The organism is Providencia sp. 2.29 (assembly GCF_015832305.1).
In the GTDB taxonomy this organism is placed as follows: Bacteria; Pseudomonadota; Gammaproteobacteria; order Enterobacterales; family Enterobacteriaceae; genus Providencia; species Providencia stuartii.
In genome coordinates, this window is record NZ_CP065420.1 from 797156 (window position 1) to 809089 (window position 11934).

9 protein-coding genes are annotated in these 11934 nt (G+C 41.7%); 5 read left to right on the plus strand and 4 right to left on the minus strand.

Annotated features, from left to right (window positions below):
- Window positions 1–114 precede the first annotated feature (114 nt).
- The 4 genes from phoB to I3B46_RS03425 all read left to right on the plus strand — a co-directional run bounded on the left by phoB (window position 115) and on the right by I3B46_RS03425 (window position 5939).
- A complete protein-coding gene (phoB, locus tag I3B46_RS03410; RefSeq protein ID WP_014656785.1) occupies window positions 115–804 on the plus strand; it encodes a phosphate regulon transcriptional regulator PhoB in 690 nt (229 codons plus the stop codon).
- Between the two features lie 19 nt (window positions 805–823).
- Window positions 824–2140 (plus strand): phosphate regulon sensor histidine kinase PhoR, encoded by a 1317-nt coding sequence (gene phoR / locus I3B46_RS03415; protein WP_004926950.1) that lies wholly within the window; start codon window positions 824–826, stop codon window positions 2138–2140.
- A 540-nt stretch (window positions 2141–2680) separates the two neighbouring features.
- Window positions 2681–4006 carry a branched-chain amino acid transport system II carrier protein gene (brnQ, locus tag I3B46_RS03420; protein ID WP_004926953.1) on the plus strand — a complete coding sequence of 442 codons (1326 nt, stop codon included), beginning with the start codon at window positions 2681–2683 and terminating at the stop codon, window positions 4004–4006.
- A gap of 214 nt (window positions 4007–4220) precedes the next feature.
- A complete protein-coding gene (locus tag I3B46_RS03425; RefSeq protein ID WP_104872994.1) occupies window positions 4221–5939 on the plus strand; it encodes a thiamine pyrophosphate-dependent enzyme in 1719 nt (572 codons plus the stop codon).
- Between the two features lie 181 nt (window positions 5940–6120).
- Here the strand turns inward: I3B46_RS03425 and ggt are convergent, their stop codons facing one another.
- The 4 genes from ggt to I3B46_RS03445 form a co-directional block, all read right to left on the minus strand.
- The gene (gene ggt, locus I3B46_RS03430; protein WP_004926960.1) at window positions 6121–7887 is read right to left on the minus strand and encodes a gamma-glutamyltransferase; all 1767 of its coding nucleotides are present in this window, start codon (window positions 7885–7887) and stop codon (window positions 6121–6123) included.
- Window positions 7888–8120: 233 nt separating this feature from the next.
- Entirely contained in the window at window positions 8121–8741 is a 621-nt protein-coding gene (locus tag I3B46_RS03435) for a hypothetical protein (RefSeq protein WP_104872993.1), read from the minus strand.
- Between the two features lie 289 nt (window positions 8742–9030).
- Complete coding sequence (locus tag I3B46_RS03440) at window positions 9031–9633, minus strand: peroxiredoxin C (protein WP_004926964.1); 603 nt, start codon at window positions 9631–9633, stop codon at window positions 9031–9033.
- A gap of 299 nt (window positions 9634–9932) precedes the next feature.
- The gene (locus tag I3B46_RS03445; RefSeq protein ID WP_014656782.1) at window positions 9933–10541 is read right to left on the minus strand and encodes an acyl carrier protein phosphodiesterase; all 609 of its coding nucleotides are present in this window, start codon (window positions 10539–10541) and stop codon (window positions 9933–9935) included.
- 297 nt (window positions 10542–10838) lie between these two features.
- Between I3B46_RS03445 and queA the strand changes: the two genes are divergently transcribed.
- The gene (gene queA, locus I3B46_RS03450; RefSeq protein WP_036941828.1) at window positions 10839–11909 is read left to right on the plus strand and encodes a tRNA preQ1(34) S-adenosylmethionine ribosyltransferase-isomerase QueA; all 1071 of its coding nucleotides are present in this window, start codon (window positions 10839–10841) and stop codon (window positions 11907–11909) included.
- Window positions 11910–11934 lie beyond the last annotated feature (25 nt).

Genomic DNA, 11934 nt, shown 5'->3' on the forward strand with positions numbered 1-11934 from the left:
CCGCTAATATAGAAAGGATTATTGTTATTTGATGACGGTATTCATAATTCTGTCATAAAAGTGACGCATAATGCTTTCACTTTTAATGATCTCTTCTTATTTACAGGATTAATCATGGCAAGACGCATTCTAGTGGTTGAAGATGAAGCGCCCATCCGAGAAATGGTTTGTTTTGTATTAGAGCAGAATGGTTTTCAGTCGATTGAAGCTGATGATTATGATTCCGCCATCGCGCAGTTAGTTGATCCATTACCCGACCTTGTTTTATTAGACTGGATGATCCCTGGTGGTTCAGGCATTCAAGTGATTAAACACATGAAACGTGACAGTGATACGCGCGATATTCCTGTGATGATGTTAACCGCAAGAGGGGAGGAGGAGGACCGCGTAAAAGGATTGGAAGTGGGGGCGGATGATTACCTAATAAAGCCGTTTTCACCCAAAGAGCTTGTCGCTCGTGTGAAAGCCATTCTACGTCGTATTTCCCCGATGGCAACAGAAGACATTATTGAAATGAACGGGTTAACACTAGACCCAACGTCTCATCGGGTCAGCAGTAATGACACTCCTATTGATATGGGGCCGACGGAGTATAAGCTGCTGCATTTCTTTATGACTCACCCTGAACGAGTATATAGCCGCGAGCAGTTACTCAATTATGTATGGGGAGCGAATGTGTATGTTGAAGATAGAACGGTTGATGTGCATATCCGCCGCCTCAGAAAAGCCTTGGAGGCTGAAGGGCATGATAAAATGGTTCAAACAGTGCGTGGTACTGGTTATCGCTTCTCAGTGCGTTACTGATCAATAACAGGAGATACCAGTGCTTGAACGCCTATCATGGAAACAGCTAATTTGGGGGCTGTTTTTATTCATCTTACCTGCATTAATCTTATCGATTTTTATCGGCCATCTTGCATGGCTTTTAGTCATCTCATTGACCGCAGCGCTGATTTGGCACAGTTATAACTTGATGAAGTTGTCATATTGGTTATGGCTTGATCGGAGCATGCTGCCCCCTGATGGTAAAGGCGGCTGGGAGCCAATCTTTTATGGGATCTATCAGCTTCAGCAGCGCAACCGAAAACGTCGGCGTGAATTAGGGCAGTTGATCAAACGCTTTCGCAGTGGCGCAGAATCTCTCCCTGATGCCGTCGTAATGATGACTCTTGAAGGGAATATTTTCTGGTGTAATCGCCATGCTCAACATTTATTAGGTTTTCGCTGGCCGGAAGATAGCGGGCAACCGATTTTTAATTTATTACGCTATCCAGATTTCAGCCGTTATTTTACATTACAAAACTATGAACAAGCGTTAACGATAGAGCTAAACAGTGGCGCTATTGTTGAATTTCGTGTCTTACCTTATACCGAAGGTCAGCTATTAATGGTTGCGAGGGATGTCACGGAAAAGCGCCGATTAGAAAAAGCACGTAGAGACTTTTTTGCGAATGTCAGCCATGAACTACGCACACCACTAACGGTGATCCAAGGTTATCTTGAAGTATTAGATGATCAAGAAAATGCCTCAGCTGCCAACAAAAAAGCGTTAACGGTAATGCAAGAGCAGGCGCATCGAATGGATAATTTGATTAAACAACTGTTACAGTTATCTCGCATTGAAGTGGCGCCTCATATTAATTTAGATGAGCAGGTAAATATTCCTGTAATTTTAAAAATGATTGAACAGGAAGCGATGAGTTTAAGCCAAGGGCGGCAACAGTTTAAATTTATGGTTGATGAAAAGCTGTATGTTTACGGTAATGAAGAGCAGCTTCGTAGTGCGGTGGCTAACTTGGTCTATAATGCCATTATGCATACACCGGAAGGAACAACGATCCAAGTCAGTTGGCAGAAAACACATAATGGGGCACGTTTTGGCGTTGCTGATAATGGGTTGGGGATCCCCCCAGAGCATATTCCACGTTTAACTGAACGTTTCTACCGTGTTGATAAGGCGAGGTCTCGCCAAACAGGGGGAGGAACGGGGCTTGGTTTAGCGATCGTCAAGCACGCTTTGCAGCATCATAATAGCCAATTAATGATAACCAGTCAGTTAGGCAAGGGGAGCGAATTCTCTTTTACTCTGCCTCCTGTATTGATCGTATCAGACAAAAAAACAGCTAAAACACTTCATTAAAGATGTGACATACCTCGATGAGAGCGGCAAACAGCCGTTCTTATCGACCCAATCCAACATATCATTATCACCGCCAGATATGTCGCTCCTTCTTATTTAAAAAATGAATCTCTCTATATTTGTGATGGGTTATTAAAAATTTCTGTTTTCTAAAAAACCTATATTTCGCTTTGCAAAACCATAATCGATTTAAAAGATAAGATAAATAATGGTTTAATTGGTTGTTTTTTGTTCAAATCATATAGCGCATATTCTTATTTTACTGACAGTAATCACTAGTTATAAAAAATACTTTAGAGATTTATTCTTGTTTTTAGGTTTGCTATTGCCTTTTTTCCCTATAAAAGTTTTACTTGTAGCCAGTTATTGGCGATTTTTTCTGTTTTTTGATTTTTAATCTTGCCTGATGTGATAAATCGTACACATTGTATTGTTTATCAACTTGTTAATTAGAATTCTATACCGCCATTTATAATTCAAAGAGTTACTGATTGGTTACTCTATATTTTCTAACACCGTTACAAAGATTTAACATAAAATATGGCTCATCGTTTAACATCCAGAGATATTCTTGCCTTAGGTTTTATGACCTTTGCGCTCTTCGTTGGTGCTGGAAATATCATATTTCCACCAATGGTTGGCTTACAGGCTGGCGAGCAAGTGTGGACTGCCGCGCTAGGCTTTTTGGTTACAGGTGTGGGGTTGCCTGTTTTAACCGTTGTGGCATTAGCCAAAGTGGGTGGGGGTATTGAAGCCCTAAGTACACCTGTTGGTAAAACGGCGGGGCTATTGCTTGCTGTTGTTGCTTACCTGTCCGTTGGCCCGCTATTCGCCACGCCTCGCACTGCGACGGTTTCTTACAAAGTGGGGATTGCACCGCTACTTGGTGGTGAATCAGATATATCATTATTAATTTATAGTGCAGTCTATTTTGTGCTAGTCATCGGTATTTCTCTATACCCAGGTAAACTACTGGATAGTGTAGGTCACATACTGGCACCTGTAAAAATGTTAGCCCTTGCTATCCTTGGTGTTGCGGCTGTGCTTTGGCCGGCAGGTCAACCTATGTTATCAACAGATGAATACCGCGATATGGCCTTCTCAAATGGCTTTATCAATGGCTATTTGACGATGGATACATTGGGAGCAATGGTCTTTGGTATCGTGATTGTTAATGCGGCTCGTTCGCGAGGTATCGAAAACTCCTCACTGCTGACCCGCTATACCATGTGGGCGGGGCTGATTGCGGGAGTGCTACTGACACTGGTTTACCTTTCACTATTTAAATTAGGTGAAAACAGCGCATCCATTATTCCAAACCCTCAAGATGGTGCTGATATTCTGCATGCCTATGTTCAGTATACATTTGGTAACTATGGTAGCTTCTTCCTTGCCGTATTGATTTTTGTTGCCTGTATGGTGACGGCTGTTGGTTTGACCTGTGCTTGCGCGGAGTTCTTTAGCCGCTATGTGCCAATCTCTTACCGCACGCTAGTTTTGGTACTTGGTGCATTCTCCATGGTCGTTTCTAATCTTGGATTAAGTAAACTGATTGCGTTTTCTGTTCCTGTATTAGTGGCGATTTACCCACCTTGTATTGTGCTTATTTTATTAAGCTTTACTTTAAAGTGGTGGCGTAACCCAAGTGTGGTGATTGCCCCAACCATGTTGACCAGTTTTATTGTGGGGTTAATTGGTGCAGCGAAAGCGTCAGATCATCTGAAAACGTATATTCCTGATTGGATGACTGGAATTCCGTTATATCAACAAGATTTGGCATGGTTATTACCATCATTTGTGGTGTTAATTGTAGCGGCAATTTGTGACCGAGTGATCACACCCGCAGCCGAACATAAACAAGCCTAAAAATATCAATATTCAATAATAGAAAAAGGAGCTTATTAGCTCCTTTTTTACTTCTTATTCTGACGGAAAAATATCATAAAAAGAAAGGTTTAAAATAAAAATAGTGCTTTTAATTGCAGTTATTACTTATTGTGATATTAATAATATAAATATGTAGACAAGAGTCATCTGTGATCTTTTGTTTATAAGAAATAATCTGCTATTGGAGCCTTGCATGAAAAAAAATGTTGCTAGCGTGATTGTTGATATTCTCCAAAATTCAGGTGTGAAGCATTGTTATGGCATCGTTGGTGATACCTTAAATTATGTCACGGATGCGATACATGAAAGTAAGATGGAGTGGATCCATGTAAGGCATGAGGAGGTTGGGGGATTTGCCGCCGGTGCCGAATCCTTTATTTCAGGCCAACTCACCGCATGTGCAGGCTCCTGTGGACCTGGAAGCTTACATTTTATTAATGGATTATATGAATCACATCGCAATGGCGCGCCTGTTATTTTGATTGCAAGCCAATTAGATACTAATACAACCGATAGTTCTTTCCCTCAATACGTCGATTTTAAATCCGTTTATAGTGAATGCTCAGTATTCTGCGAAGAAATTATTAGCCCTGATAAAGCGATAGAAGTGACAAAAAATGCCGTTAGTGCAGCTTTAAGTCAAAAAGGTGTCGCTGTTATTATTCTTCCAGTAAATATAAGTAAGTCTGAAATAGACTATCCAAATAAAATAGCCGTCAATTATCATCAACCGCGAATTATCCCTGCTCAAGAAGATATTAAAGCGCTGGCAGATGTATTAAATAAAGGTAAGAAAATAGGTATTTATGCGGGGATTGGTAGTAAAGATGCCAGAGGAGCACTTCTTCAATTGGCAGAAAAATTAAAAGCGCCAATTGCACATACCTCACGAGCCAAAGATTTTATTGAATATGATAACCCATATAATGTGGGAATGACGGGAATGATCGGTATTGAGTCCGGTTTTACCATGTTAAAAAACTGCGATACTTTGCTGCTGTTAGGTACTGATTTCGCATGGCCTCAATTTTTCCCTGAAAAAGCAACCATCGTACAAGTTGATATTAATTTAGAAAATATCGGTAAACGCCACCCTGTCAATTTAGGGCTTAATGGTGATGTCAATGAAACCTTATTGCAATTATTGCCTTTAATTGACAATAAAACCGATGATGAGTTTTTACGTAAATCTGTCGATTTGCACAAAAAGACACTCGAAAAAATTAGCTGGCTAGAAAAAGGGGCGAAAGCTCATGTCATCCACCCTCAATACCTTGCTCAGCTACTCGATAAGCATGCAGATAGCGACGCTATTTTTACGGCAGATGGGGGTTCTGCAATGGTTTGGATGCTGCGCTATATCAATACCAATGGGCAGCGAAGAACATTAACGAGCTTAAAACATGGCACCATGGCTAACGCAATGCCCCAAGCATTAGGATTGAAAAAAGCGTTTCCTAATCGCCAAGTGATCTCTATGTCAGGTGATGGTGGGTTAGCGATGCTATTAGGCGATCTACTCACTATGATGCAAGAAAAATTGGCGGCAAAAATCGTTATCATCAACAATAAATCGCTTAACTTTGTTGAATTAGAACAAAAAGTTGAAGGGTTATTGAATAACTATACCGATTTAGAAAACCCTGATTTTGGTAAGTTGGCGAGTGCGTTAGGGATGTTTGGTGAATCAGTTGAATCCCCAGAAGCATTGGAGGACGCTGTTATCCGCTTCCTAAATTATAATGGCCCAGCGGTATTAAACGTGCATACTTCACCGAATGAATTGGTTATGCCACCGAATGTAGAGCTTAATAGTGTTGTCGGTATGGGGCTTTATACGGCAAAAGCGGTTTTACATGGTCGTAGTGAAGAAGCGATCAGCCTTATTGTGGATAATTTTATTCGTAAATAACGCAAGGTAATTTCAGGCCGTGGGTCAACATCAAGGTGTTTGGCTGCGGTCATAAGAGATTGTGAAAACCATTAAAAATATCAATTTGTTGATTTTTTAGTAGATAATACTAAGCGGGTCTCCCCGCTTAGCTAATCATTTAAATGGCGGGTTATCCCGCCATTTGTTTTAAGTGTGGATTTTAATCGACACCAACGGCTTTACCGGCTGGACGACGAACATCATTTGAACCGTAGATATAGCCTTGGCGAACTTTGCCTGAAACTGCGGCATCATTGCCTGATGAGTCTGTTTTATCTCCTTTAGCATCCGGTACGGGCACCATAATTAACTCTGCTGCGCCCCATGGTGTTTGTTCTACCATTTTGTAACCCATCTTATCGAGCAACGCTAAGGTATCTTTAGAGACACCACGCTCCTCATAGTAAACTTCATCGGGTAACCATTGATGGTGGATACGCGGTGCGTTCACGGCTTCTTGAGGAGGCATTCCATGGTCAATGATATTCAGGGCGGTTTGCAATGTGATTGAAATAATCCGTGACCCGCCTGGGGAGCCGAGCACTAAGAACACTTTACCATCTTTGGTCACTATGGTTGGGCTCATCGATGATAGTGGGCGCTTACCAGGAGCAATCGCGTTTCTTTCACCTTGAACTAAACCATACATATTTTTCTCACCGACTTTGGTGGTGAAATCATCCATCTCATCATTTAAAAAGAACCCTGTACCAGGCGGGATCACCACGGAGCCGAAACGTCCATTGATGGTATAAGTCGTTGAAACCGCATTACCTTTGTCATCGACAACAGAGTAATGAGTGGTTTCTGGTTTTTCATGTGGCCCTACACCGGGTTGGACTTGTGTTGATGGCGTTGCTTGGTTAGGTTTGATCTCTTTACGTAGCTCTTCTGCGTAGGCTTTACTCAATAACTTGTCGGTTGGGTTATCGACAAATGCCGGATCGCCTAGGAAAGTGTTTCTATCCATGTAGGCATGGCGCATTGCCTCTGTGAGAGTATGAATATATTCTGCCGAATTGAACCCCATCTCTTTAAGGTTATAGCCTTCTAAGATATTGAGTGTTTGGCAGATGGTTACCCCACCCGAGCTAGGCGGTGGTGCTGAAATAAATTTATAGCCTCGATAGGTACAGCTAATTGGTGTGGTGTCGGTGATCGTATAATTAGCAAAATCTTTTGCGGTTAAGATCCCCCCATTCTTTTTAGACGCTTCTTCTACGATCTTCGGTATTTCGCCTTCATAGAAAGCTTTAGGGCCTTCTTTCGCAATTTTTTCAAGGGTATTGGCTAAGTCGGTTTGTACTAACAGATCGCCGGGTTGAAAGGCACTACCATTAGGTTTTAAAAAAATGCGTGCGACTTCTGGGTCTTGCTTAAAGCGATCGACAGTGGTATCTAGGACATCGGTATCTGCCCGCGTTAAAACAAAACCTTCTCTGGCTAATTTAATTGCCGGCTCCATGACTTGCTGGCGGCTCATTGTGCCATATTTTTCGAGCGCATAATCAAGCCCTTTTACCGTTCCCGGAACCCCCGATGCGAGGTAACCATAGAGGCTGGCATCTTTTATTAAATTACCATTCTTATCTAAGTACATATTAGCGCTAGCGGCTTCTGGGGCGGTTTCTCTAAAGTTGATAAAAAGATCTTTGCCATTAGCAAGGTGAATGGTCATAAATCCGCCGCCACCAATATTCCCACAGCATGGATTAACCACGGCTTGGGCATATCCCACAGCAACAGCCGCATCAACTGCATTACCGCCTGCATTAAGGATGTCGGCACCAATTTGAGAGGCTAGGTGTTGAGAAGACACAACCATTCCTTTTTTGGCCTCGACAGCAGGTTCTGAGGCGGCAAAGAGTTGAGGTGAGATAAGCAGTGAAAGTAATAGGACAGAGGGGCGCCATGATGTTTTTATCATTCGTATCTCCCGATGAATAAAATGGAATGGGCTTTTTATGAAATTGAGTAACACAATTAACTAATGTGATTCATTTGTTAATTAATTGTGTTCTTTATGTATAGCATAAAATAGCTGGAGAGACTGAAAGATACAATCGAGAAATGTTAACAATGTAGTGAAAAAATTAACTTAAACATATAAAACAATGGGTTAAGCAGAGCCTGATCGTGGCTCTGCTTAGGGAGACAAATTTATTTTTGGTTGAACAATGCAATATGGATCCAGCCGTTATTGGTCAGTACCAATGGGCTTTGTTGTGATTTTTCAGCACGCTCTTGGATTGATTTGATTTGTGGGTAGGCGGCAATGACTTTTTCATTTTTGGCCCAAGGTGCCACATCTTCAATTTTTTGTTTAAAGTTAGCGATAGAGATTTTTTGACCACCGCGCTCAGCTGGCTCTGTGAAATTCGTGACTTCAGTGACCACTAACTTACCTGTACAGAAGCTGCCACGCCCAGAAAATTCGGCTTTTGCTTCATCAAAGAATTTTTGACCTTCACTCGTTAAGGTAAATTCAACACCTTCACCTGTTTGTTCTGTTCCCCACATATCTTTGATAACGACTTTTTTTTCTGATTTGTTTAATAATCCAGCATCAACCAAACTATCTAATTGTTCTATTTTTCGAGTATTTGCTTGTGCTAAAAGCTCAGCAGGGAATGGGCCAGTATTGATACAAATAGCCGATTTAGTATCGAGATAATCTTGAATGGATTTTTTGAAATTACTTTCAGAGGCTGTTTGGTTGTTATCACAGCCTGCAAGCAAAGTACCAGCTATAACAACCGATGCTAACAGTTTAAATTTCATTGTTTTTTCCTACTTTACGATTGACGCTATATTGAGTTAAAAATGTAACTATTTATGGATAAATGTAACCATATTATAAATAGCAGTCCTGTAAAAGTATGGTGCGCTATATATCCTCAGATATATTGTTCTTTAGCATCAATTAAGAACTTTCTAGCAATAATTATTTGAAAAAAGACGAATAAAAAGCAGAGAATAAAGTAAAAGCGGGCAAATGGGATTGTCAAAAATAAAAAATCGGCATAAACCGAAGTTTATGCCGATCCATAAAAACAGTAAACGCTATGAATTATAGGCCAGTTGCGTTTTTAGTCAGGTAGTCAGCAACACCTTTAGGTGATGCGTTCATGCCTTCTTTACCTTTTTCCCATTGCGCTGGGCAAACATCACCGTGCTCTTCGTGGAATTGCAGCGCATCAACCATACGCAGCATTTCATCGATGTTACGACCGAGTGGTAGGTCGTTAACGACTTGGTGACGCACAACGCCATTTTTGTCGACCAAGAAAGAGCCACGCAGAGCAACGCCAGCTTCTGGGTGCTCAATGCCGTATGCTTTCATGATTTCACGTTTGACGTCAGCAACCATTGGGTATTTCACTTCACCAATACCGCCGTTATCAACAGGAGTTTTACGCCATGCGTTGTGAACGAATTCAGAGTCAAAAGAAACACCGATTACTTCCACACCACGTTTTTTGAATTCTTCATAACGGTGGTCGAACGCGATAAGTTCTGAAGGACAAACAAAAGTGAAGTCCATTGGCCAGAAGAAGATCACCGCTGGACGGCCGTTTAGGTGATTTTTCAGGTTAAAGTTGTCAACAATTTCACCGTTACCTAGAACAGCTGCAGCAGTAAAGTCAGGGGCTTGACGTGTTACCAGAACCATAATTTACTCCTATGAGTTTGAATTAAAGGTTTTATATCCATAATAGTTTAAACCACTTATTGGACCGCGTTAGGTGCCTAGTGATAGCGCTATTTTGCTGCTAGGAAGCCTTTCGCTGGTTGCCAACAAACCGTTCAAATTATTTAGGCAATATATCAAGAGAGAATATGAAATTCCCTACAAAGAATAAAGGTATAAATACCAATTTCTGTGATAGTTTTTATCTATCAATTATACTTATTTAACAAATTGATATCAATACAATAGTTTTATTACGGTAAAGTACAAGTGATAATTGATCAAGGCTTCAGTGTTGTGAGGTGACCGACAAATATTCCTTGTTCAGCCTGTTGTATCATTTGCGGATAAAACTGGAAAAAAATCTGTTCAAGTGGCTTATATTGCAATAAAAAGTCATCAAAAGAGCCGCTAAGCGCATGTAGTTTAGGCCGCCGACGTGCCATTCCATTCAACGATTGCCCTATATATGTTTTATCTGCATAGCGAATTAACCAATTTTGGGGCCAGAGAAACTCATTTAACTCCTGAAACTTTTCAGGCGTATGACGCAGATTAGGTTCAATTTGGCGACGTGCATAATAGATGAAATCGGCCAATCCGATAGTTTGTTCGATTTTAGACCAATGCAATGAGAGGAAATGATCCCATACAAGGTCAAGTGTGATCGGCGCGACCCGACGGTAATCCGGCCTGAACAGTGCGCGCGCTTCTTTGACTAAAGGGTGAGAGTCTGTCGCCTTATCAACGGCTCGATGCATAGTGATCCCCGCGACAACATCGGGCGCATAATGGCCTTCTGGGTTGCCACGAACGAAGTCGGCCATGATATTGCCCAATAGGGAGCTATTCGCTTTATAGGCAAGATGCAAGTGAGCAAGAAAGTTCATGTTGATATCATATACTCGATGCTTGGTAAATTATAGCCCGTTTACTGTGCACGCATCTTTAGATGTCTATGGTCTGTTGTTTTAACACGGATCTGAAATTGCCTAGAGATATCCGTTTAGCACGAAATCGAATAGCAAACAGCGATGCAGCGATGACATAAGGAAGAAAATTTTCGTGACTTGAGAAATATTTGTTAAATATTGAAGGTTTTTTCGGCAAAAATACGCTTATTTCTTGCGCCTTTGAGTGCTCAGCACTAGACTAGTCGCCTGTTTTTTTAGATTGAAGTTAAGACAATGCGTGTTTCCGATTTTACTTTTGAGTTACCTGAAGAATTAATTGCCCATTATCCTCAAGCGCAGCGAAGCGCATGTAGACTGCTAAGCCTTGATGGCCCAACGGGGCAGCTCACGCATGGTATTTTTACGGATATCCTTGAGAAACTGTCACCCGGTGATCTGCTGGTGTTTAACAACACGCGTGTCATTCCAGCAAGGCTATTTGGTCGTAAGGCGAGCGGTGGCAAAATCGAAATGCTGGTCGAACGAATGCTGGATGAGCATCGCGTACTTGCTCATATTCGGGCATCTAAAGCCCCGAAAGAGGGGGCAGAGCTGATTTTAGGTGAAGATGAAAGCGTTAATGCGACTATGGTTGCGCGCCATGGGGCTTTATTTGAAGTGCAGTTTGATGATCAGCGCGATGTATTGAGTATCCTCAATGAAATCGGGCATATGCCATTACCACCTTATATCGACCGCCCTGATGAAGAATCGGATAAAGAACTGTACCAAACCGTTTATAGCCAACGTCCTGGCGCGGTTGCAGCTCCTACCGCTGGCTTGCATTTTGATGAGCCTTTATTGGATGCACTACGTGAAAAAGGCGTTGAAATGGCGTTCGTCACCTTACACGTCGGCGCGGGAACCTTTCAACCCGTGCGTGTTGACACTATCGAAGATCATGTCATGCATTCTGAATATGCAGAGGTGCCACAAGAGGTTGTGGATGCCGTATTGGCATGTAAAGCGAGAGGTAACCGTGTGGTCGCTGTCGGAACCACTTCTGTACGCTCATTAGAAAGTGCGGCAAAAGCGAGCCAAGATGCGCTCATAGCCCCATTTTTTGATGATACCCAAATCTTTATTTATCCAGGGTTTGAGTATCAAGTGGTTGATGCTTTGATCACCAACTTCCATTTGCCAGAATCGACACTGATTATGTTAGTTTCTGCATTTGCTGGATATCAAAATACTATGCAGGCCTATAAAGAAGCAGTAGCACAAAAATATCGTTTCTTTAGTTATGGTGATGCTATGTATATCACGCGTAATCCTGATGCTCGTTTTGAGCAGATTGGGCAGTAGCGTGAGTTAGATAGGCGGTGGATAA